This is a genomic window from Flavobacterium sp. KKT103, from assembly GCF_055640565.1.
Genome location: NZ_CM145766.1, coordinates 2276917 through 2299912 on the forward strand (window position 1 = coordinate 2276917; position 22996 = coordinate 2299912).

Here is a 22996-nt window from a genome sequence, read left to right on the forward strand (position 1 = left end):
TAATTTTGTAACCTTAAAATAGATAAAATGTCAATAAATAGTTTATTCCAATTTTTAGTTCCTAAGGACAAAAAGTTTTTTCCACTTTTCGAAGAGGCGTCAAGTAATTTAATTGAATTAGCTTCTAATTTGCATGAAGCAGTAAATCTCCCTTTGAAAGAGAGAGAAGTGTTGTTTTCTAAAATTGATACTCTAGAACAAAAAGGAGAGGATATTACGCGTCAAACTAATCTTGAATTGAGTAGAAATTTTATTACTCCATTTGATAGAGAAGATATTCACTCTTTAATTACTAGTATTGATAACGTAGCGGATCGTTTGCACGGTGCTTCAAGCATTATGCGTTTGTACCAAGTAGACAAAATTACAAAGTCAATTCGTAAGTTAACAGAAATCAATCTTGAAGCGTGTCAAAATATTGAATTGGCGGTAAAAGAGTTGAGTAACTTAAAAAATATGAGCGTTATCAAGGATGCATGTGCCAGAATTAATAAGCTAGAGAACAAATCAGATAATGTATATAATAAAGCAGTTTTTGAAATTTTTGAAAACGAAACAGATGCTAAAAATATAATTAAGTACAAAGAGGTTTTATCTGTTTTAGAATCAGCTACAGACAAATGTAAAAGTGTTGCAAGTATTCTAGAGTCGATCTCTGTAAAACACTCTTAAATTTAATTTATTTCAATCTGAAGATCTAGTTTATGACGCTACTTATAATTATTATAGTATTAGCCTTAATATTTGATTACATTAATGGTTTTCATGATGCTGCTAATGCCATAGCTACGGTTGTTGCTACTAAAGTATTAACTCCTTTTCAAGCCGTTCTTTGGGCAGCTTTTTTTAATTTTCTTGCCTACTGGGTATTTGGTTTTGGTGTTGCTGATACCGTTGCTAAAACGGCGAATACCATGGAGATCAATCTTGTAGTTATTTTAGCAGGTGTTATAGCTGCTATTTGTTGGAATTTATTAACCTGGTGGTTAGGAATTCCTTCAAGTTCATCCCACACATTAATTGGTGGATTTGCAGGTGCAGCAGTTGCTCATGCTATTGCAGTGCATGGCTTTTCAGGCTATGTAGGTGCTGATGGAGCAACGCATTACTGGTACGAAATTGTCAGTTGGTACAAGGCTAGCAAAGATGGCGGCATGCCTTCGGGAGTTCTAATCATCATTGCCTTTATAGTTTTAGCGCCTTTGATGGGAGCTCTAGCATCGTATTTAATTTCGATATGGTTACTTAATGCTTCACGCAAAAGTATCTATCCTAAGTTGTTTACGATTGGACTTATGATTGCTACGGTTTGGTTTGTTTACACACAAATGATCCCTTATGAAGAAATAATTAAAGGCGGAAAAGCACCGCGATTTGAGAATTCTGTTTTTTGGAGTGTTGCTTTTGAGCCTCATAATATCAAATGGTTTTTAGTAGCTTTTATTGTTTTGACTGTTAGTGCATTTTGTTTAATATTCAGTAGTTTGAATTTACAACAAGCTGATGGAGCATTAAAGAAGATGCAATTATTATCTTCAGCGGCTTTTAGTTTAGGTCATGGAGGAAATGATTCTCAAAAAGTAATGGGTATTATTGCTGCGGCCGTTGCGGTATACATTAATGCTAATCCAGGGATTCATATGGAATCTTGGTTAGATGTTGTTTTGCCATCAGAAAGTGGTGCGTTTAAAATGCCTGCATGGATTCCTTTAGCTTGTTACTCTGCCATTGCAGCAGGTACTTTAAGCGGTGGATGGAAGATTGTAAAAACAATGGGTTCAAAAATTACAAAAGTAACTTCATTTGAAGGAGTAGCAGCAGAAACCGCTGGTGCTTTAACTTTGTATTTTACGGAGCACTTGAAAATACCAGTAAGTACAACACATACTATTACAGGATCTATTATTGGGGTTGGATTAACTAAAAGAGTCTCTGCAGTACGCTGGGGAGTTACAGTAAGTCTATTATGGGCTTGGGTATTGACAATTCCAATTTCGGCATTGTTAGCTGCTTTGGTTTATTATGTGCTAAGTATTTTTATATAGTCCGAAATAATCAAATAGAAAAAGCCACTCAAATTAATGAGTGGCTTTTTTTTGTAATGACAATTTAAGTTAAATATGTTCTGAAATAACCTTGGCAATAGGTGTTTGCCTTCAGCTTTAATTAATTAAGTGAAGGCTCCTAAAAGCGTGTTATAGCTTATGTTTGAAGTTTTTCTCGATTGCTTTAATCATTTCGCCTGCTATATCTTTATTAGTAGCGCCTTCAATACCTTCTAATCCTGGTGATGAGTTCACTTCTAAAAGTAAAGGACCTTTAGAGGAGCGAATGATGTCGACACCTGCTACTTTCAAATCCATAGCTTTTGCTGCTTTAATAGCAATACGTTTTTCTTCAGAAGTGGCCTTGATAACTGATGCTGTTCCACCTAAGTGAATATTGGCTCTAAATTCACCGGGCATAGCCTCACGTTGTATTGTTGCTACCACCTTGCCATCGATAACAAACAAACGTAAATCTTTTCCGTTTGCTTCCTTAATGAACTCTTGTACTAGAATATTTGCATTTAAACTTTTGAAAGCATTGATGACACTTTCAGCGGCTTTTTTAGTTTCTGCTAATACCACTCCTTTTCCTTGTGTTCCTTCTAACAACTTCACAATTAAAGGTGGACCACCAACCATCTTGATTAAATCATTGGTATCTAAAGGCGAGTTAGCAAATCCTGTTGTTGGGATTCCAACGCCACTATGCAATAACAATTGTAATGAATATAACTTATCTCTAGATTGTGTAATCGCTGCCGCAGAATTTAAACAGTATACTTTTAAAGCTTCGAACTGACGCGTGAGGGCACAACCATAAAAAGTAATACTCGGTCGTATTCTTGGAATAATAGCATCAAACTGATTCAAAATTATTCCACCGCGATAATGAATTTCAGGCGTTTCAGCGTCAAGTCTCATGTAGCACTCTTTGATATTCAAAAAGTGCATTTCATGGCCTCGCATTTCGCCCGCTTCCATAATACGCTTATTGCTGTATAATTCGGGATTACTTGCTAATACTCCAATTCGCAGCCCAGTTGGTGCTTTTTCAGAGTTTTGGTATAACTCTTTTAGACTTTCGGATGTTGGTTGACCAAGTAAATATTGTTTTTCAGGATCAACTAGTACGCGTCCGCTCATGGCTTCTCGTCCTAGTAACATCCTAAATCCCATTGAGTCACGATTAGTCAAGGTCATTTCGATTGGCCAGTTAGCATCTCCGATTTTTAAACTGGTTTGTATCACGTAGCGTTGTTCTCTAAACCCGCTAGAACTTTTCACAATTCGCTTGTCTACAAGAGGTGCCTCGCAGTGAATAATGGTTTTGAGATTGTTTTGAATCGGATTGATATCAAATTTTACCCAATTGCTGTCATTTTTAATAAAAGGAGCTATGTTAATGGCATGTAGAGCAGATGTTTTAGCTCCTGAATCCACACGTGCCTTTATAATTGGAATTCCTAATTCAGGAAAAGAACACCATTCTTCGCTACCTAAGATGACTTTGTCTTGAGACATATACTTTTATTTTAAAATGATTATAAAACTCAAATGTAGAGATTTGTTTTTAAAAATGTTTGGTTTCTATAAAGAATAAACCCGTTATGTTGTAAAAACGTAACGGGTTCTATCTTTATTTTGAACTGTTATAATTTATGAGTTCGATGCTTCATCTGCTTTTTGAACTTTAACTGTAAGTTCTTGTGCGCCTTCTTCAATATCCATGAAGATTTCGTCTCCACTACTAATCTTAGATGTGATGATTTCTTCGGCTAAGGCATCTTCAACATATTTTTGAATTGCTCTTTTCAATGGTCTTGCACCAAATTGCTTGTCAAAACCTTTATCAGCAATATAGGCTTTAGCTTTGTCAGAAAGCTTTAGTTGGTATCCTAATTCACCTACACGTTTGTATAGTTTCTCCAATTCAATTTCGATTATTAAATCGATATCATGTTTCTCTAAAGCATTGAATACGATAACATCGTCAATTCTGTTTAAGAATTCAGGAGCAAATGTTTTCTTCAAAGCATTTTCGATTACACTTTTCGAATTATCATCGGCTTGAGCCACTTTGGCAGCAGTTCCAAAACCAACACCTTGTCCAAAGTCTTTTAGTTGTCTAGCACCTACGTTAGAGGTCATGATGATAATTGTATTTTTGAAATCAATTTTTCGACCTAAACTATCTGTTAAGTACCCATCATCTAAAACTTGTAAAAGCATATTGAAAACATCAGGATGCGCTTTTTCGATTTCGTCAAGAAGTACAACACAGTATGGTTTTCTGCGTACTTTTTCAGTTAATTGACCACCTTCTTCATAACCTACGTATCCCGGAGGTGCACCAATTAAACGTGAAATTGCAAATTTCTCCATGTATTCACTCATATCGATACGTACTAATGCATCTTCTGAATCAAAAAGTTCTTTGGCTAATACTTTCGCTAATTGCGTTTTACCAACACCTGTTTGTCCTAAGAAGATAAACGAACCGATAGGGCGATTTGGATCTTTTAAACCCGCACGATTTCTTTGAATAGAACGCGCGATTTTTACTACTGCTTCTTTTTGACCAATAACTTTGCTTTCGATTAGTTCTGGTAATTTTGCTAGTTTGTTACTTTCGGTTTGAGCAATACGATTAACAGGAATACCAGTCATCATCGATACCACATCAGCAACATTGTCCTCAGTAACTTCTATTCGGTTATTTTTAGCATCTTCTTCCCATTGTTCTTGGGCTATAGCCAAATCTTTTTCGATACGTTTTTCATCATCTCGAAGTTTAGCTGCTTCTTCATATTTTTGTTTTTTTACAACGACATTTTTAAGTTCGCGAATGTCTTCCAATTGACGTTCTAAATCTAGAATTTTCTTCGGTACTTCAATATTCGTGATGTGTACACGGGAACCAGCTTCATCCAAAGCGTCAATCGCCTTGTCCGGTAAAAAACGCTCAGACATGTACCTGTCAGTCAATTTAACACAAGCTTCAATAGCTTCCTGTGAGTAGGTAACGTTGTGGTGGTCCTCGTATTTATTTTTGATGTTATTCAAAATTGTAATGGTCTCATCAACAGAAGTTGGTTCCACAATAATTTTTTGGAAACGTCTCTCTAATGCGCCATCTTTCTCAATATATTGTCGGTACTCATCAAGAGTTGTTGCACCAATACATTGAATTTCTCCTCTTGCTAAGGCAGGTTTAAACATGTTGGAAGCATCTAGCGAACCTGTCGCTCCACCAGCACCAACAATAGTATGAATTTCATCAATAAACAGAATGATATCATCATTTTTTTCCAGCTCGTTCATCACCGCTTTCATACGTTCTTCGAACTGTCCTCTGTATTTTGTTCCTGCAACTAGGCTAGCCAGATCAAGCGTAACTACACGTTTGTTAAACAAGATGCGAGATACCTTTTTTTGGATAATTCGCAATGCTAAACCTTCCGCAATTGCTGATTTCCCCACTCCGGGTTCACCAATTAATAGTGGATTATTTTTTTTGCGTCGGCTTAAAATTTGGCATACACGTTCAATTTCCTTTTCACGACCCACAACAGGATCTAATTTCCCTTCTTCAGCCATTTCGGTTAGATCGCGACCAAAATTATCTAAAACAGGTGTTTTGGATTTTTTATTAGACTTATTAGCAGGATTGTTGAATGTTCCTTCTTTAAGACTGTCATCTTGTCCGAGGTCATCGTTATAGGAGTCGCTTGCTCTTGGTAAATTTTCCAAGAATTCTTCTTCGCTTGGTGTCATATTTAAATATTGTTCTTTAGCCAGATCATAATCTATTTTTAGTTTATTCAATAGCTTGGTTGTAGGGTCATTTTCGTTTCTTAAAATGCACAATAACAAGTGTGCTGTGCTTACTGACGAACTTTGGAAAACCTTGGCTTCTAGGAAAGTAGTTTTTAAAGCTCTTTCTGCTTGTCGGGTTAGGTGCAAGTTTTTCTTTTCTTGGTTCGTATCTATTCCAGGAATTGCTGGGCTTAGAATTTCCACTTTTCGGCGTAAATGTTCTAGGTCAACCGCTAGATTGTTTAAAATCTGAATTGCCTTACCATTTCCGTCTCTAAGTATGCCTAGCATTAAGTGTTCAGTGCCTATAAAGTCATGTCCTAATCGTAAAGCTTCTTCTTTACTGTAGGTTATGACATCTTTTACTCTTGGTGAAAAATTATCATCCATAATATATATTTAGTATCCGTAAATTTAGTGAATTACTATTTAAAAAACAAAAACCGTTCCTTAAGTAACGTTGTCAGCTAAGGGAAGAAAAAAAACCTGAAAGTACGTTATTAAATGCTGTTTTTAGTGAACAAAGCCGTTATTTCTTTGTTAATAAATCATTGAAATAAGTATAGTGAAATGTTTAAATAAATTTCAAAAAAGCGTATATTGGCACGTTTTGAAACTAATATAATTTTTTAATATAACAACTTATGTCTGAAGGAGAAAAGTTAATTCCTATTAACATAGAAGATGAAATGAAATCAGCTTACATTGATTATTCGATGTCAGTAATTGTATCAAGAGCGCTTCCAGATGTTAGAGATGGTTTGAAACCAGTGCATCGAAGAGTTCTTTACGGAATGTATGATTTAGGAGTTTTTTCAAATAAAGCCCATAAAAAATCCGCCAGAATTGTCGGTGAAGTTTTAGGAAAGTACCACCCTCACGGAGATACCTCAGTGTATGATGCTATGGTTCGTATGGCTCAAGAGTGGAGTATGCGTTACTTATTGGTAGATGGTCAAGGTAACTTTGGATCTGTCGATGGTGATAGCCCTGCAGCAATGCGTTATACAGAGGCTAGAATGCGTAAGATTTCGGAAGAGATCATGGCAGATATCGAAAAAGAAACAGTTGATTTTCAATTGAACTTTGATGATACTTTGTATGAACCAAAGGTTATGCCAACAAGAGTTCCTACCTTATTAATCAACGGAGCTACAGGAATTGCAGTAGGTATGGCAACAAACATGCCTCCTCATAACCTTACGGAGGTTGTTAATGGTACGTTAGCGTACATGGATAACAATGATATTGAAATCGATGAGCTAATTACACATATTAAAGCACCTGATTTTCCAACTGGAGGAGTTATATATGGTTACGAAGGCGTTCGTGAAGCTTTCAAAACGGGAAGAGGTAGAGTAGTAATGCGTGCCAAAGTAGGTTTTGAAGAAGTTGAAGGAAGAGAAAGCATCATCGTTACTGAAATTCCTTATCAAGTTAACAAAGCTGATATGATCAAGCGTACTGCTGATCTTGTCAATGATAAAAAAATAGAAGGTATTGCCAATATTCGTGATGAATCGGATAGAAATGGTATGCGAATCGTTTATATTCTGAAACGCGATGCTACTCCTAATGTAGTGTTGAATACCTTATATAAATACACACAATTACAATCATCATTTAGTGTAAACAATATTGCGCTAGTGAAAGGACGTCCGCAAATGTTGAATCTGAAAGATATGATTCATTATTTTGTTGAGCACCGTCATGATGTGGTCATTAGAAGAACACGTTTCGAATTGCGTAAAGCAGAAGAAAGAGCACACATTTTAGAAGGATTAATTATTGCATCTGATAATATCGATGAAGTGATTGCCTTGATTCGTGGCTCTAAGAATACGGAAGAAGCGCGTGAAAAATTAATTGAAAGATTTCAATTATCAGACATCCAAGCGAGAGCAATTGTTGAGATGCGTTTGCGTCAATTAACAGGTCTGGAGCAAGACAAGTTAAGAGCGGAGTATGATGAGTTAATGAAGTTAATTGATCACTTAAAAGCGTTGTTAGAAAACGTTGACTTAAGAACAAACCTTATCAAAGAAGAATTAGTTGAAATCCGTGATAAATACGGTGACGAACGTCGTTCACTAATTGAATACTCGGGAGGAGATGTGAGTATCGAAGATTTAATTGCCGATGAAAATGTAGTAATTACAATTTCGCATGCAGGTTATATCAAACGTACTAACTTATCCGAATATAAAACTCAAAATAGAGGTGGAGTAGGGCAAAAAAGTGCTGGAACTAGAGATCAAGATTTCTTAGAACACATGTTTGTAGCCACAAATCACCAATACATGATGTTCTTTACCCAAAAAGGTAAATGTTTCTGGATGCGTGTTTATGAAATACCTGAAGGAAGTAAAACTGCTAAAGGTAGAGCGATTCAAAATCTTATCAATATCGAAAGTGATGATAAGGTAAAAGCATTTATTTGTACTCAAGATTTAAAAGATCAAGATTATATCAAGAGTCATAACTTAGTGATGGTAACTAAAAAAGGTCAGGTTAAGAAAACATCTTTAGAGAAATATTCTAAACCAAGGATTAATGGTGTTGCTGCAATTACCATTAAGGAAGGTGATGAGTTACTAGAGGCTAAATTGACTAATGGTGAAAGCCAAATTATCCTTGCTGTGAAGTCTGGGAAATTGGTTCGTTTTGAAGAAACCAAAACACGACCAATGGGTAGAACAGCATCAGGAGTTCGTGGAATTTCATTAAAAGATGATACTGATGAAGTAATTGGTATGATTACTGTAGATAAGGATGCTGTGAATGATACGCAAGTATTAGTTGTAACAGAAAACGGTTATGGTAAACGTACTAAATTAGTTGACGAAGACGGTGAAGACGTGTACAGAATTACGAACCGTGGTGGTAAAGGGGTTAAGACACTTAATATCACAGAGAAAACGGGACAGTTAATTTCGATCAACGCCGTAACTGATGCTGATGACTTGATGATTATCAATAAATCAGGATTAACAATCAGAATGGCAATCGAAGATTTACGTGTCATGGGCCGTGCTACTCAGGGAGTTAAACTAATCAACTTGAAAGGTAAAGACTCTATCGCAGCAGTTACCAAAGTAATGAAAGACGATGCCGAAGAAGTTGTAGTTGATGAAGACGGAAACGTTGTAGAGGTTGCTGCTATCGAAAGAGTGAAACCTGTATTAGAAGTTTTAGAAGACGAAGGTGGAGAGGATGATGACGACGAAGATGATTCTGAAATTGAAGAAGACGAAACCGCGGAAGACGAAGAAGACGAAGACGAAGAATAAAAATAATTAGAAAAAGAAAATAGTAAATAATAGAAACAAAATTGAACAATATGAAAAGTAAATATGTACTACTTGCGTCAGCATTACTGATTTCAGTAACCACTTTTGCTCAAAAAGATGAAACAAAAGCAGCTGAAAAAGCATTAAAAAAAGGAGAGAGTAAAGAGGCAGCAACGATTTTAGCAGGTGCAGAATCTTTAGTAGCTGCAGCTAATGATGCTGATAAAGCACAGTTTTTCTTTGTAAAAGGAAATACCTATTTAGATTTAGCGAACAAAAAAGTTGATGTTGATACCAACTTAGGAGTGGCTGCGGCTGCTTACCAAAATTTAATTGAGGCTGAAAAAGCTTCAGGTAAACCAAAGTATTCTACTCAGGCGGCGGCTTCGATAACTGAAATTAAGTATTTATTGATTAATAGTGCTATTGCAGATTCAAAAGCTGACCGAAATGCAATTGGAGCAAAGAAATTATATGATGCTTACTTATTAGATAAAAAAGATACTCTTAATCTTTATTATGCAGCTTCAACATATGTGAATGCTAATGAGTACGATAAGGCTTTAGCTGCTTATTACGAGCTAAAAAACTTGAATTTCTCTGGTAAAGCAACTGTTTACATGGCTACTAATAAAGCGAGTGGAACTGAGGAACCTTTTAAGACTTTGGCTGACAGAGATAGAATGGTTAAATTAGGAACGCATGAAAAACCAACAGTTGAAGTAATTCCTTCAAAAAGAGGAGAGATCTTTAAAAATATTTCTTTGATTTTAGTTCAAAATGGGAAAACTGAGGAAGCTAAAAAAGCAATTGCAGAAGCAAGAATTGCTAACCCAGATGATACTTCTTTAATACTTACTGAAGCTAATTTATACTTAGAAACTAAAGATTTTGATAAGTATAAAGAGCTAATTACTCAGGTATTGGAAAAAAATCCAAACGATGCAGATCTAGTTTTTAACTTAGGCGTAATTAGCGGTAATGCGAAAGATGCGGTTAATGCAGAGAAGTATTATTTAAGAGCAATGGAAATAAATCCTAAATATGTAAATGCTTACATCAATTTAGCAGCTTTAAAATTAGAGAATGAAAAGCCAATCATTGATGAAATGAACAAGTTAGGTTCTTCTGATAAAGACATGAAGCGTTATGATGTTTTAAAGAAACAAAGAGAAGCTGTTTTTAGAAGTGTTATTCCCTATTTAGAAAAAGCTTTCGAAGTTGACGCTAAAAACGAAGCGGTAAGTAGTACGTTGATCAACGTTTACAGTGCTTTAGAAATGACAGCTCAAAAGAAAGCAGTACAAGCTAAGATTCAAAAATAATACATACTCTAAGCAACAAAACTAATCTATAAACGATAAGTTTTGTTGCTATAGTGTAAACTTAATTCAACTAAAAAAGCCTCTTTTGCATTGCAAAAGAGGCTTTTTTTTTATTAAATTGTAACCATCAGGTTAATACCAACGTTTTTTATTTTGCTTTGAAGCGCTCGATTTCCTTGATTTATGTGCTCCTCCACTGCGATTAGAGTTTTTAGGCTTCTCACCATCGTTTGAAGAAGGGCTTCCTGCATGCCAAGGGTAAGGATGATCGGTTACCGTTTTAACGTCTACCTTGATTAATTTTTGAATATCCTTCCAGTATCCATGTTCGTCCTTAGAGCAAAAAGAGATTGCTACTCCGCCATTTCCTGCGCGACCTGTTCTACCAATGCGGTGAACATATGTTTCGGGAATGTTGGGTAAATCAAAGTTGATTACATAGGGTAGTTGGTCTATGTCAATACCACGAGCAGCAATATCAGTAGCTACAAGAACTCCTATTTCTTTGTTTTTAAATGCATCAAGTACACGCTGTCTGGCGTTTTGTGATTTATCTCCATGAATTGCTTCCGCTGGGATGTTTCGTTTTCGTAATGCCTTAACCACATTATCAGCACCGTGTTTGGTTCTTGAAAAAACCAATACATCGGTCAAATTCTCATTGGTGATTAAATTATATAGTAGATTTCTTTTTTCTGTTTTTTCAACAAAATAAACACGTTGCTCCACGTTTTCAGCAGTAGATGATACCGGAGAAACCGTAACCGTCTCCGGATTTGTTAAAAACATTTCAGCTAATTCACGTATTGCCATCGGCATAGTTGCAGAGAAAAACAATGTTTGTCTGTTTTTAGGTGTTAGCTTTACAATTTTCTTCACATCGTTAACAAACCCCATGTCAAGCATTTGGTCCGCTTCATCGAGTACTAACGTATGCAAGTGGTCTAAATCAATAAATCCTTGTTTATGTAAATCTAATAATCGTCCTGGCGTAGCGATCAAGATATCTATTCCAGCCTTCAGTGTATCCACTTGTGGGTTTTGTGAAACGCCTCCAAAAATGGTTAGTTGTGTTAGATTAGTATATTTTGCATACGTATCAAAACTTTGACCTATCTGTACGGCTAATTCTCTTGTAGGTGTAACCACTAAGGAACGGATTACTTTCGCTTTTTTAGAGGATCCTACAATTCGGTGTAATTGATGAATAATTGGAATTGCAAATGCAGCGGTTTTTCCTGTACCTGTTTGTGCGCACCCAATTAAATCATTTCCAGCTAGAATAGAAGGAATGGATTTTTCTTGAATTGGAGTAGGATTAATATAGCCTTGTTCGTAAACGGCTTTTTGAATACTTTTAGAAAGTGATAAATCTTCGAATAACATATTTTTGAAATTAAATATCATGTAGGAAGTACAATGATAGTTGTGCAAAGATAGTATTATTATTTAAGGTTGCGAACTTGACCGTTTTACAGGACGCATTGTCTTACAGATCTACCGTATTTGCTTTCACGAAATCAGTAATCAAGTAGCCAATTAATTTACCAATCAAATGGTTGTTTTTTTCTTCACCTAAATCCGGAGCGCCTTCGCAAATGTGTAAATACGCTGCATTAGAATGTTTACCAAAGAAAGAAATAAACTGTCGCAGTTCCTCTACCGAAAATCCGCTAATGGTCATGGCACTACTAGCTATATTTGGTATGGCATCTAGATCAATTTCAATTCCAAAATAATCGTTTTTTATAAATTCAAATGCGTTAAACATCTCTAAATTAAAATCTTTTTCTTTGCGAATTTTAAGACTATCATAGGTTATGTAACGTACGCGGTTTTCTGTTTTTTTGATGATATCTAACACACTTTTTGAGGTATAGTTTTCATGTAAGCCAAAAACAAAATATTTCTTCAGAAATCCTTCTTCATACGCATAGGAGAATCCGTTACCACTGTGTCTACCTTCTAAAATTCGGAAATCAGAGTGTGCATCAAAATTGATGGCATTAATTGGTTTTCCCTTAGCAAGTGCAGTTCCTTTAATGTTACCGTATGCGTTATTGTGACCACCTCCAATAATTATAGGAGTTTTTCCTAATTGTATGATGCTACAAATGATATGTGAAACATCTTTATCTATTTTTTCTACGAGTTTACTTAGTTTCGAACGATCGTCTATAGAATTAAAGTCAAGATGCTCGACCTCTTTCATTTCCTCCGAAACATTAACTTGTCCTAAAACAACTAGATTACTTCCTTTACAAAAACGATTGTGCTGGATATTGGCAACACTTCGGATAGCGCTTTCCCAGGCTGAAGCAGCGCCAGGTCTACCATAGTTCGCCCTGATTCCTATGTCTTCTGGAATTCCTATTATTACATACTGTGCTTCACAAGTGCTTAAAAATGTGATCGCGTCAGCATCTTTAGGTACGGTATGCATTTTTTCGCCAAATTTAATTTCACCACTTCTATGATTAGTAATTTTTGCGAGGTCGTGCTTCGTAAATGGCAGTAATTTTTCCATGAAAAAAATATTTTTCCCAAAAATAATATAATTGCAATAACAATCGTTATAACTTAAATATATATTGTTAAATTTGAAAAAAAAATATTAAAAAATGGAAAATCAAAAAAGTAGTTCAAGTTTAAAAGCGGTAATCGCGGTTTTAGCTGTATTATTAGTAGGTAGTTTAGTGTACATTTTTAAAATGTCGTCTGATGCTGAGGTAGTGCAAACAGAATTAAAAACTACAGAAACTGAGAAAGAAACTGTTATGAAGGATTTAGAGCAGTTGAAAGCTACTTATGATGCAGCAATCTCTGAAAACACGTCCATGTCTGACGAATTGATTAAAGAAAGAGATAAAGTTGTCGTTTTAATGGCTGATTTGCAAAAATCAAAAGGTGATGTAGCATCTTTACAGAAATATAGAACGCAGTTCGCCACCTTGCAAAGTAATATGAAAGTCTTAATGCAAGAAAATGAAGGATTGAAAAAAGCAAATGTTACTTTAAAAACACAACGCGATAGTACTGTTGTAGTTTTAGGAGAATCTAAAAAATACAATGAGACGCTTGTAGGTCAAAATGAGGAATTATCTAAGGTAGTTGAAAAAGCAGCCAAGCTTACTGTTTTAAACACTAAAGGTTCTGCTTTTAAAGTAAGAAGCTCAGGTAAAGAAATCTCTACAGACAAAGCTAGTAGAGCAGACATGCTTAAAATTAGTTTTACAATCGCTGAAAATCAAGTTGCACAATCAGGAAGTAAAACGTATTATGTGCAAGTAATTGATAGTAAGAATAATGTTTTAGGTAACAAAAAAACCGAAAATTTTGGAGATAACTCACTTACATATAGTTTTATGACTAATGTAAATTACGAGAATAAAACAGTGAACATTACCGAGAATTTACCGGGTAAAGATTTTGCACCTGGAACGTATTTCGTAAACATTTTTGATAAAGGGCAACTAGTTTCAAAAACAAGTTTTTCATTAAGATAAAAGCATATTCTTAATTCAAATAAAAAAGAGGAACTACTAGTTCCTCTTTTTTTATGTAATTATTTTTCCATCTATAAAGACAGTATCTATCAAATTACTACCAAAAGCGTACGGCAGTTGGTAGAAGGACGGAATTTTTTTAGTAAGGATTAGGCTTGCTTTTTTTCCAATAGTTATACTGCCATGAGAATGTGATAATCCCATAGCATAGGCGCCGTTGATGGTCGCAGCATTGATCGCTTCTTCAGGAGTCATTTTCATTTTGATGCAAGCAGTGGCAACAACAAAATTCATATTTCCGGATGGTGTGGAGCCAGGATTAAAATCAGAAGCTAATGCTAGTGGTAATCCAGCATCAATTATTTCACGTGCTGGCGTATAGGGTATGCCTAAGAAATAGGAGCAAGTTGGTAGGGCAACCGGCATAGTTGTACTGTTCTTTAAGACTTCTATATCATCCTTTAGCATTATTTCAAGATGATCTACTGATAAAGCGTTGTTTTTAACTGCTACTTGGACACCGCCAATAGAATTGAATTGATTGACATGAATTTTTGGCTTTAAGCCATATGCTGCTCCAGCTTTAATAAGTTGTTCGGTCTCAGGAATACTAAAATAACCTGTTTCACAAAACACATCGATATATTCAGCGAGCTGATTTATATGAATTTGTGGTAAAATTTCATTTATAATTAAGTCAATATAGCCTTGGTGGTTCTCTTTGTAAGTTGCGGGAAAAGCATGCGCACCCAGAAAAGTAGCTTTAATTGCTACTGGATAATTAGTAGCTAATTTTTTGATTACACGAAGTATTTTTAGCTCGCCATCAAGACTTAAGCCATAACCTGACTTAATCTCCACTGCGCCAGTTCCTAATTGTATAACTTCTTCTAGTCTTGTCTTAGATTGCTCGTAAATCTCGTCTTCGCTTGTTTCATTGAGTGTTTGAGCAGAATTTAAAATTCCGCCACCACGCTCAGCAATTTCTTCATAGGTTAACCCATTGATGCGATCTACAAATTCTTGCGATCGGTTTCCTGCATATACAATATGTGTGTGACTATCACACCAAGTTGGTAGTATGGTTTTCCCTGATGCATCGATTAAGTTATCCGCAATTACAGTTGGGACTTGACTCATGGGGCCAAAGTCCGCTATTAAATCATCTTTAATTAATAAGTAAGCATTTTTTATAGTGGGCAGTATTGCCATATCGTGTCCAGAAACTTTTTCAATAAAAGCGTCACGGACTTGAAGTAATTCCTTAATATTTATAATTAGGGTTGTCATTATTCCAATACAATTATCTCAAACATTTTGTCCCAGTTTTTACCGGTGACAAAAATAGTTTTGGTTTTCGGGTTGTAGGCAATTCCGTTTAAAACATCTTCAGAGGTAACTGATATTAGTTTACGTAGTCCTGACATATCTAGAATTCCTTCGACAGCTCCAGTAGAGGGATTGACTACTGCTATGGCGTCTTTCTGGAAAACGTTAGCATAAAACTTACCATTTATATATTCCAGCTCATTGATTGCTTTAATTTTGGTTTTACCAGAATAAACATTGATATAGTCTACCATTTCTTGATTATCGGGATTGGTAGTCCAAATTTTCTCTGTTCCATCTGATTGGTAAATATTTTTCCCGTCATTTGTCATTCCCCATCCTTCGATATCTTTGGTGTAAGCGAAGCTTTTTTCAAGCTTTAAAGTGTTTGCATTGTAAATAAAACCTGTTTTTTCTTCCCAAGTGAGCTGGTATAATTTATTTTTTAAGAAAGTGATTCCTTCTCCAAAATATTTGGCATCTAAATCAACTTGCTTGTATATTTTTCCAGTTTTGTAATCGTATTTTCTTAAATAGGAGGTTCCTTTTTGCCCTGTGCTTTCGTATAAGGTGTCTTTATAAAATTCTAAACCTTCAGTAAATGATTTGGTATCATGAGGATAGGTATTAATGATTTTATATTTTAGTAATTTGGGAGTGATATTAGACACAAGTTCGATTCTAAATGTGGCTTCTGAGCTATCTCCATCAAAATAAACAAGTGCTTTCAGGTATTGATAACCTAATTTTTGCTTTTCTAAGGAGTAAGTTAATCGTTCTAGCCCTTTGCTGCTTCCTATTTTTTTATCATTTACGTAGTAGATAACACTATCAATAGCTTTCGCCTTTTCATTAGTAATGGCTAAATCCAGTTGGTCTTGTGGTTCGTATTGAGTCTTTACGATTGCATTATCGAAAGTAAATAAAGTATTTTCACCTTTTTTTGTGTCACCACAATTAGAAAGAGTTAAGGCTAATAAAATGATAGATAGCAAGTTATAATTTTTCATTGTTTTAATTTTGAATACCCCAATATACAATGTTATTTTTAGAGCACAAAGGGCTTGCAAAAATATAAAAAGATTGTATATTTGCACCGGCAAGTCCTACACGACCAGCTCCTGCAGACTCCCCCAGGATGGGAACATAGCAAGGGTACGTGGTTGAGCGGTGCGATGTAGGTCGCTTGCCATTTTTTTTTAATCTGATCACTAATGTGAATCAGATTTTTTTTTACATTAAAAGCAAAGTTTATAAATTAAATACAAAAGTAGTCTTCCTTCGGGAGGATTTTTTTATTTTTGGTGCTCGGTAAATACCATAACTAATTATGAGTTCGAATAAGAAAGTAATTTTGATCACTGGTGGTTCTTCCGGTATCGGAAAATCGATTGGTGAATTTCTGCATCAGAAAGGATTTGTTGTCTACGGTACTAGTAGAAACCCAGATCGTATTTTGAACTCCATTTTTCCTTTGGTAGCTTTAGATGTTAGAGATCCTGAGTCAATTGCGCAGGCTGTAGCCAAAGTGATTGCAATATCGGGTCGTTTAGATGTTGTTGTTAACAACGCCGGTGTAGGTATAGCCGGACCATTAGAGGAGATTCCTACTACTGAAATGAAGAATCATTTTGATACTAATTTTTTTGGACCTATTGAAGTGATGAAGGCGGTACTGCCTCAAATGCGGGAGCAGCAAACGGGTTTAATTATTAATATTACCTCAATTGCGGGTTATATGGGGTTGCCTTTTCGTTCTCTTTATTCGGCATCAAAAGGGGCACTTGAATTAATTACAGAATCTTTGCGTATGGAGGTAAAGTCCTTTGGGATTGCTATTACTAATATTGCGCCTGGAGATTTTGCTACTAATATTGCATCTGGTCGCTATCATGCACCAGTAGTTAAGGGTTCCGCATACGAGGCTTCTTATGGGGAGTCATTACGAACGATGGATGAGCATGTTGACGGTGGGAGTAATCCAAATGAAATGGCTGAAGCGGTTTATAGAATCATTGAAACTAAAAGTCCTAAAATACATTATAGAGTAGGTGCTTTTATGCAGAAATTCTCGATTGTTTTAAAGAGGATATTGCCTGATAAAATGTATGAAAAAATATTGATGAAGCATTATAAGTTGTAATTTTACAACTGATTTGCGTGAGGGATAGTAGTGAAAAGCCCACAGCATCGTGTAGCAATAGCGGAACGATGGGAGGACTTGTAACGAATAGCCCGACCCGAAGTGGCTTGGAGGAACGACAAAGCGCACTGAAGGGTCACGCCCAAAAAACAAAAACACACAATTAAACAAAAATAATATTATGAAGTTTTTTATTGACACAGCTAATTTAGCGCAGATTAAGGAGGCGCAAGCTTTAGGAGTTTTAGACGGGGTAACTACTAATCCATCGTTGATGGCTAAAGAAGGTATCACTGGAAAGAATAATATCTTGAAACACTACGTGGATATTTGTAATCTTGTTGAAGGAGATGTAAGTGCAGAGGTTAATGCACTGGATTATGACGGTATGATTAAGGAAGGTGAAGAATTGGCTGAATTACATGAGCAAATTGTTGTAAAGTTGCCAATGACTAAGGAAGGGGTTATGGCTGCGAAATATTTCTCTGACAGAGGAATTAAGACCAACGTAACGTTAGTTTTCTCAGCTGGTCAAGCTTTATTAGCTGCTAAAGCGGGTGCTACTTATGTTTCTCCTTTTATTGGTCGTTTAGACGATATTTCGACTGACGGATTAGCATTGATTGAAGAAATCAGAGAAATCTATGATAATTTTGGGTACGAAACTCAAATTCTTGCGGCATCAGTGCGTCATACCATGCATATTGTTAACTGTGCAAAAATTGGAGCGGATGTAATGACAGGTCCATTATCTGCAATTTATGGTTTGTTAAAACACCCATTGACGGATATTGGATTAGCACAGTTTGTTGCTGATTTTGAGAAAGGAAATAAATAATTATCTCTTTTATAAAGTAAAAGGCCCATTTCAAATGAAATGGGCCTTTTTATTTTTAATGTACTTTGTTTCTAACAAAGGGAGGAAGCAACTTGCTGGAAACTTCTCCAAAACCGATGCGGACTTGCGTGTTTTCACAAAAACCTTTCATGATCACCGTGTCGTTATCATTGATGAATTTTCGTTCCGAGCCATCATCAAGTTTAATTGGGTTTTTACCACCCCAAGTTAATTCTAACATCGAACCAAAACTTCCTGGAGTAGGACCTGAAATGGTTCCTGATCCCATCATATCACCTGAGTTTACACGACAGCCGTTAGAGGTGTGGTGCGTTAACTGCTGGCTCATGGTCCAATACATATGTTTGAAATTTGATTTGCTTACTACGGTAGGCGTTGCGTTTTCGGGCTGAATTGCTACTTCTAGATGTATATCAAAGGAGTGTTTTCCTTTCTGTTGCAAATAAGGAAGCGGACTTGGGTCTTGCTTAGGGCTTGAAACTCTAAAAGGTTCTAAGGCATCCATGGTTACAATCCAAGGAGATATTGAAGAGGCGAAATTTTTAGCAAGGAATGGACCTAATGGTACATACTCCCACTTTTGAATATCACGAGCACTCCAGTCATTCAATAATACCATTCCAAAAATATAATCCTCAGCTTCATTGATTGGGATGGTTTCTCCCATAATGTTAGCATCTGTAGTAATAAAGGCAGTTTCAAGTTCAAAATCAATTAAACGAGAAGATCCAAATACAGGACTTGATTCACCATTAGGTAAGGTTTGCCCCATTGGGCGGTGTACTGGAATTCCTGAAGGTACGATTGTCGAACTACGACCGTGGTATCCTACGGGGATGTGTAACCAGTTAGGAAGTAAGGCATTTTCGGGATCACGAAACATTTTACCTACATTGGTTGCATGTTCTTTACTAGAATAAAAATCAGTGTAATCACCTATTAATACCGGTAATTGCATCTCTACTTCTTCCATCTTAAAAATAACGATATCTCTATCCTTAGCATTATCTCTAAGCTTAGGATTATTTTCATCAAAGATTTCAGCGATTCTATTTCGAACTAATCGCCATGTTTTTTTTCCGTCAGAGATAAAATCATTCAAAGTATCTTGCATGAATATATCATCAGTAAGTTCGATACCTTCAAAATAGTTTAGTTGCTGCAAGGCACCCAAATCGATTGCAGAATCACCAATTCTTGTTCCTACAGTAACTACATTTTCTTTGGTTAGGAAAACTCCAAAGGGAATGTTTTGAATGGGGAAGTCACTTTTTGGAGCAACTTCTAACCATGATTTTCGTTTAGTATCGTTGGCTGATATAGGCATATAGTGTTAATTGTTTTGTTGAAAATTATAAGTCAAATATATCATAATCTAACAGTTTCACAAACGTTTTTTTGTATTTTTGCTTCAAATTAACTAAAAACAACAAAATGCAACGCGACGAACAAATTTTTGATCTTATTCTAGACGAACAAGATAGACAAATAAACGGATTAGAACTTATTGCCTCTGAGAACTTTGTGAGTGATGAAGTAATGGAAGCAGCTGGATCAGTATTAACTAATAAGTACGCTGAAGGTTATCCAGGGAAAAGATATTATGGAGGTTGTGAAGTAGTCGACATAGTTGAGCAAATTGCTATCGATAGAGCCAAAGAATTATTTGGTGCTACCTATGCTAATGTTCAGCCGCACTCTGGCTCACAAGCTAATGCTTCTGTTTTTCATGCTTGTTTGAAACCTGGAGATAAAATTTTAGGATTTGATTTATCGCATGGTGGTCACCTAACACATGGTTCACCTGTTAATTTTTCAGGTCGTTTGTACGATCCAGTTTTTTACGGTGTAGAAAAAGAAACAGGACTTTTAAATTATGACAAAATACAAGAAATAGCTACTAAGGAGCAACCAAAAATGATTATTGCTGGAGCGTCAGCTTATTCTCGTGATATGGATTTTGAGCGTTTTAGAGCAATCGCTGACAGTGTTGGCGCTTTGTTACTTGCTGATATTTCTCATCCTTCAGGATTAATTGCTAAAGGGTTATTGAATGATCCAATTCCGCATTGCCATATTGTTACAACTACTACACACAAAACATTGCGTGGACCAAGAGGAGGTTTGATTTTAATGGGGAATGATTTTGAAAACCCAATGGGATTGACGAATCCTAAAGGTGAAATCCGTATGATGTCAGCTTTATTGGACTTAGCGGTTTTTCCTGGAAATCAAGGTGGACCATTAATGCACATCATTGCAGCTAAGGCAGTAGCTTTTGGAGAGGCATTACAGGATGAATTCTTTACTTATGCAATGCAAGTACAAAAAAATGCGAAGGCAATGGCTGCAGCATTTGTAAGTAGAGGTTATGATTTAATATCAGGAGGTACTGATAACCACATGATGTTAATCGATTTAAGAAATAAAGGAATCTCAGGTAAAGAAGCTGAAAATGCCTTAGTAAAAGCGGAGATTACGGTAAACAAAAATATGGTTCCATTTGATGACAAATCACCATTTGTAACATCAGGGATTCGTGTAGGAACGGCTGCGATTACAACTCGTGGACTAGTGGAAGAGGACATGGAAACTATCGTGGAATTGATTGATAGAGTATTAGTTAATCCTACTGATGAAGCAGTAATTGAAGCTGTTGCAGATGAAGTTAACGATATGATGAGCGAAAGAGCGATTTTCGTTTTCTAATAAGAAGTCATAAAGTACAAAGGTCGAAGGTCGAAAGTCTAAAATAGGGATTTAAATCGCTATTTTATTTCGATCTTCGATTTTTTCTTTTTTGGCTTTCTAACATTTAAACTTTAAGACTAAAAAAATGGGTGTATTACGATTACAACTACCTACCGACCCGAGATGGGTTAATATTGTGGAGAAAAATATTGAGGAGATCTTAACTGATCATGCTTGGTGCGAACAAAAGGCCGCTACAAATGCAATCACGATTATAACCAACAACTCGGAGCATCAGGACTTAGTGAAAGATTTATTGGCTTTGGCCAAAGAAGAAATTGACCATTTTGAACAAGTACACAACATAATTATTAAGCGCGGACTGAAATTAGGACGTGAGCGTAAGGATGATTATGTGAATGAATTGTATCTCTACATGAAAAAAAGTGCTACTGGAAGTAGGGTTTCGAGTCTTGTGGAACGATTATTGTTTTCGGCTATGGTCGAAGCGAGAAGTTGTGAACGATTTAAAGTTTTGTCAGAGAACATTCAGGATGAAGAACTAGCTATTTTTTACAGAGAATTGATGGAAAGCGAAGCGGGACATTACACCACATTTATAACTTATGCTAGAAAATATGGTGTAGGGATTGATGTAGAGCAAAGATGGAGAGAATGGATTGATTTTGAAGCTTCAATTATTGAAAATTACGGAAAAAGTGATTCTATACATGGGTAAATAGGTTGTAAAGTGATTTTTGTTAAAACTTGGAGCATTACTTAACATCAGTATTATAGCGTGTTTAATCTTATATATTTTGATAAAATTGCTCTCAGGTACGGCCTATATAATCATTTTTGTAAAATTTGAATTATATTTATGCCTTCAAACACTAAACAATTGTAAATTTTTTAAATGAAACTCTATATAAAATATGACGGAATTGCGGCTTGTAGAGTGATTTTGCAAGAGCAATTAGAAAGATTGAACATTAAGTACCAGATGTTAGAACTGGGCGAATTAGAAATAAGTGACAGCGTATCTAAGGATGCATTTGCCGAGTTGCAAGCTTCCCTTAATAGATATTCTATTTTTATTGTAAATAATGAGAAGAGTCAATTAATTCAAAAAATTAAAGACACGATTGTAGAGATGATTTACGAAAATGATAAACTACCATCAGTAACTATATCGCAGTATTTATCTGATAAATTGAATTTTAGTTACGGCTATATCACTAATATTTTTAGTGAACATACGTATTCATCAATTGAGAACTTTATTATTATTCAAAAGATAGAAAGAGCTAAGAAATTAATTATCGAGGAACAATTGACATTAACTGAGGTTTCCTATAAATTAAATTACAGTAGTGTAGCTTATTTATCAAGCCAATTTAAAAAAGTTACTGGTTTAACACCCTCCGCTTTTAAAAGAATTGTGGACAAACGAAGAGGGTTATCCAATTAGAAAGGTTCTAGTTGCAAGCCAAAAATAAAAATTAAAATAATAATAAAATACGCTATATGATTTCAAATAAGGACTTAATGCACATTTTGATTGCTGATGACGACGAAGATGACCGCACTTTTTTTAGTGAGGCAATGGCAGAACTAAAAATGAATAATAAGTTAACCTTATTTAATGATGGACAAGATTTGATGGACTATCTATCTGATCCAGATATTGTCGTGCCTCACATATTGTTTTTAGATTTAAATATGCCCTACATGTCCGGCTTTGAATGTCTAAAGTTGATTAGAGCAAATAGCAGGTTTAAAGATGTATCTGTTGCTATTTACTCAACCTCGTCTTCAGAAAAAGATATAGAAGAAACTTTTATTGAAGGAGCTAATATATATATCAAAAAACCAAATGATTTTACCAAATTGAAAAAAGTGATCAAAGAAGTATTAAATATAAACTGGCAATTTCACTCTTCAGGTTTAAATAAGGAAACTTTTTTCTTTAGTATCTAGATAAAAAGA

Annotated in this window: 18 protein-coding genes and 1 other RNA gene; 12 read left to right on the top strand and 7 right to left on the bottom strand. The window is 35.5% G+C overall.

Going from position 1 to position 22996, the window contains the following annotated elements; genetic code table 11:
• Positions 1-27 precede the first annotated feature (27 nt).
• Together ACZ2G0_RS09810 and ACZ2G0_RS09815 are read left to right on the top strand one after the other, a co-directional pair.
• Positions 28-672 carry a DUF47 domain-containing protein gene (locus tag ACZ2G0_RS09810; RefSeq protein WP_300288876.1) on the top strand — a complete coding sequence of 215 codons (645 nt, stop codon included), beginning with the start codon at positions 28-30 and terminating at the stop codon, positions 670-672.
• A gap of 32 nt (positions 673-704) precedes the next feature.
• Positions 705-2045 (top strand): inorganic phosphate transporter, encoded by a 1341-nt coding sequence (locus tag ACZ2G0_RS09815; protein ID WP_470307476.1) that lies wholly within the window; start codon positions 705-707, stop codon positions 2043-2045.
• A gap of 150 nt (positions 2046-2195) precedes the next feature.
• Here ACZ2G0_RS09815 and rimK read toward each other — a convergent pair whose 3' ends face one another.
• On the bottom strand, positions 2196-3569 hold the full coding sequence (gene rimK, locus ACZ2G0_RS09820; protein ID WP_470307477.1) for a 30S ribosomal protein S6--L-glutamate ligase: 1374 nt from the start codon (positions 3567-3569) through the stop codon (positions 2196-2198).
• Between the two features lie 135 nt (positions 3570-3704).
• Positions 3705-6254 (bottom strand): ATP-dependent Clp protease ATP-binding subunit, encoded by a 2550-nt coding sequence (locus tag ACZ2G0_RS09825; RefSeq protein WP_470307478.1) that lies wholly within the window; start codon positions 6252-6254, stop codon positions 3705-3707.
• A 254-nt stretch (positions 6255-6508) separates the two neighbouring features.
• Here ACZ2G0_RS09825 and gyrA point away from each other — a divergent pair, with 254 nt between their 5' ends.
• Positions 6509-9154 (top strand): DNA gyrase subunit A, encoded by a 2646-nt coding sequence (gene gyrA / locus ACZ2G0_RS09830; RefSeq protein ID WP_470307479.1) that lies wholly within the window; start codon positions 6509-6511, stop codon positions 9152-9154.
• Positions 9155-9204: 50 nt separating this feature from the next.
• On the top strand, positions 9205-10479 hold the full coding sequence (locus ACZ2G0_RS09835; RefSeq protein ID WP_470307480.1) for a tetratricopeptide repeat protein: 1275 nt from the start codon (positions 9205-9207) through the stop codon (positions 10477-10479).
• A 132-nt stretch (positions 10480-10611) separates the two neighbouring features.
• Here the strand turns inward: ACZ2G0_RS09835 and ACZ2G0_RS09840 are convergent, their stop codons facing one another.
• Both ACZ2G0_RS09840 and ACZ2G0_RS09845 read right to left on the bottom strand, forming a co-directional pair.
• Positions 10612-11865, bottom strand: coding sequence for a DEAD/DEAH box helicase (locus ACZ2G0_RS09840; protein WP_470307481.1), 1254 nt, complete (start codon positions 11863-11865; stop codon positions 10612-10614).
• A 103-nt stretch (positions 11866-11968) separates the two neighbouring features.
• Positions 11969-13006 carry a formimidoylglutamase gene (locus ACZ2G0_RS09845; protein ID WP_470307482.1) on the bottom strand — a complete coding sequence of 346 codons (1038 nt, stop codon included), beginning with the start codon at positions 13004-13006 and terminating at the stop codon, positions 11969-11971.
• A 94-nt stretch (positions 13007-13100) separates the two neighbouring features.
• Between ACZ2G0_RS09845 and ACZ2G0_RS09850 the strand changes: the two genes are divergently transcribed.
• The gene (locus tag ACZ2G0_RS09850; protein WP_470307483.1) at positions 13101-13985 is read left to right on the top strand and encodes a hypothetical protein; all 885 of its coding nucleotides are present in this window, start codon (positions 13101-13103) and stop codon (positions 13983-13985) included.
• Positions 13986-14036: 51 nt separating this feature from the next.
• Here the strand turns inward: ACZ2G0_RS09850 and hutI are convergent, their stop codons facing one another.
• Positions 14037-15275: an imidazolonepropionase gene (hutI, locus tag ACZ2G0_RS09855; RefSeq protein WP_470307484.1), complete on the bottom strand. Its 1239-nt coding sequence runs from the start codon at positions 15273-15275 to the stop codon at positions 14037-14039.
• Positions 15275-16324, bottom strand: coding sequence for a glutaminyl-peptide cyclotransferase (locus ACZ2G0_RS09860; protein ID WP_470307485.1), 1050 nt, complete (start codon positions 16322-16324; stop codon positions 15275-15277). Before ACZ2G0_RS09860 ends, hutI begins: the two co-directional genes overlap by 1 nt.
• An 87-nt stretch (positions 16325-16411) precedes the next feature.
• Between ACZ2G0_RS09860 and ffs the strand changes: the two genes are divergently transcribed.
• The 3 genes from ffs to fsa all read left to right on the top strand — a co-directional run bounded on the left by ffs (position 16412) and on the right by fsa (position 18295).
• Positions 16412-16509: signal recognition particle sRNA small type (gene ffs, locus ACZ2G0_RS09865), an RNA gene on the top strand.
• A 135-nt stretch (positions 16510-16644) separates the two neighbouring features.
• The gene (locus ACZ2G0_RS09870) at positions 16645-17457 is read left to right on the top strand and encodes an SDR family oxidoreductase (RefSeq protein ID WP_470307486.1); all 813 of its coding nucleotides are present in this window, start codon (positions 16645-16647) and stop codon (positions 17455-17457) included.
• 181 nt (positions 17458-17638) lie between these two features.
• Positions 17639-18295, top strand: a complete 657-nt coding sequence (gene fsa, locus ACZ2G0_RS09875; protein ID WP_470307487.1) for a fructose-6-phosphate aldolase — start codon at positions 17639-17641, stop codon at positions 18293-18295.
• Between the two features lie 55 nt (positions 18296-18350).
• Here fsa and fahA read toward each other — a convergent pair whose 3' ends face one another.
• Positions 18351-19643, bottom strand: a complete 1293-nt coding sequence (fahA, locus tag ACZ2G0_RS09880; protein ID WP_470307488.1) for a fumarylacetoacetase — start codon at positions 19641-19643, stop codon at positions 18351-18353.
• A gap of 107 nt (positions 19644-19750) precedes the next feature.
• Between fahA and glyA the strand changes: the two genes are divergently transcribed.
• From glyA to ACZ2G0_RS09900, 4 genes are all read left to right on the top strand, one after another.
• On the top strand, positions 19751-21025 hold the full coding sequence (gene glyA, locus ACZ2G0_RS09885) for a serine hydroxymethyltransferase (RefSeq protein WP_470307489.1): 1275 nt from the start codon (positions 19751-19753) through the stop codon (positions 21023-21025).
• Between the two features lie 127 nt (positions 21026-21152).
• Positions 21153-21746 carry a MiaE family protein gene (locus ACZ2G0_RS09890; protein ID WP_470307490.1) on the top strand — a complete coding sequence of 198 codons (594 nt, stop codon included), beginning with the start codon at positions 21153-21155 and terminating at the stop codon, positions 21744-21746.
• 177 nt (positions 21747-21923) lie between these two features.
• Entirely contained in the window at positions 21924-22478 is a 555-nt protein-coding gene (locus tag ACZ2G0_RS09895) for a helix-turn-helix domain-containing protein (protein WP_470307491.1), read from the top strand.
• A 56-nt stretch (positions 22479-22534) separates the two neighbouring features.
• The gene (locus ACZ2G0_RS09900) at positions 22535-22987 is read left to right on the top strand and encodes a response regulator (protein ID WP_300286152.1); all 453 of its coding nucleotides are present in this window, start codon (positions 22535-22537) and stop codon (positions 22985-22987) included.
• The last annotated feature ends 9 nt before the right edge of the window (positions 22988-22996 follow it).

Excerpts from the sequence above, each read along its gene's own strand:
- ACZ2G0_RS09810 (WP_300288876.1), top strand. The coding sequence starts at position 28 with ATGTCAATAAATAGTTTATTCCAATTTTTAGTTCCTAAGGACAAAAAG.
- ACZ2G0_RS09815 (WP_470307476.1), top strand. The coding sequence starts at position 705 with ATGACGCTACTTATAATTATTATAGTATTAGCCTTAATATTTGATTAC.
- rimK (WP_470307477.1), bottom strand. The coding sequence starts at position 3,569 with ATGTCTCAAGACAAAGTCATCTTAGGTAGCGAAGAATGGTGTTCTTTT.
- ACZ2G0_RS09825 (WP_470307478.1), bottom strand. The coding sequence starts at position 6,254 with ATGGATGATAATTTTTCACCAAGAGTAAAAGATGTCATAACCTACAGT.
- gyrA (WP_470307479.1), top strand. The coding sequence starts at position 6,509 with ATGTCTGAAGGAGAAAAGTTAATTCCTATTAACATAGAAGATGAAATG.
- ACZ2G0_RS09835 (WP_470307480.1), top strand. The coding sequence starts at position 9,205 with ATGAAAAGTAAATATGTACTACTTGCGTCAGCATTACTGATTTCAGTA.
- ACZ2G0_RS09840 (WP_470307481.1), bottom strand. The coding sequence starts at position 11,865 with ATGTTATTCGAAGATTTATCACTTTCTAAAAGTATTCAAAAAGCCGTT.
- ACZ2G0_RS09845 (WP_470307482.1), bottom strand. The coding sequence starts at position 13,006 with ATGGAAAAATTACTGCCATTTACGAAGCACGACCTCGCAAAAATTACT.
- ACZ2G0_RS09850 (WP_470307483.1), top strand. The coding sequence starts at position 13,101 with ATGGAAAATCAAAAAAGTAGTTCAAGTTTAAAAGCGGTAATCGCGGTT.
- hutI (WP_470307484.1), bottom strand. The coding sequence starts at position 15,275 with ATGACAACCCTAATTATAAATATTAAGGAATTACTTCAAGTCCGTGAC.
- ACZ2G0_RS09860 (WP_470307485.1), bottom strand. The coding sequence starts at position 16,324 with ATGAAAAATTATAACTTGCTATCTATCATTTTATTAGCCTTAACTCTT.
- ACZ2G0_RS09870 (WP_470307486.1), top strand. The coding sequence starts at position 16,645 with ATGAGTTCGAATAAGAAAGTAATTTTGATCACTGGTGGTTCTTCCGGT.
- fsa (WP_470307487.1), top strand. The coding sequence starts at position 17,639 with ATGAAGTTTTTTATTGACACAGCTAATTTAGCGCAGATTAAGGAGGCG.
- fahA (WP_470307488.1), bottom strand. The coding sequence starts at position 19,643 with ATGCCTATATCAGCCAACGATACTAAACGAAAATCATGGTTAGAAGTT.
- glyA (WP_470307489.1), top strand. The coding sequence starts at position 19,751 with ATGCAACGCGACGAACAAATTTTTGATCTTATTCTAGACGAACAAGAT.
- ACZ2G0_RS09890 (WP_470307490.1), top strand. The coding sequence starts at position 21,153 with ATGGGTGTATTACGATTACAACTACCTACCGACCCGAGATGGGTTAAT.
- ACZ2G0_RS09895 (WP_470307491.1), top strand. The coding sequence starts at position 21,924 with ATGAAACTCTATATAAAATATGACGGAATTGCGGCTTGTAGAGTGATT.
- ACZ2G0_RS09900 (WP_300286152.1), top strand. The coding sequence starts at position 22,535 with ATGATTTCAAATAAGGACTTAATGCACATTTTGATTGCTGATGACGAC.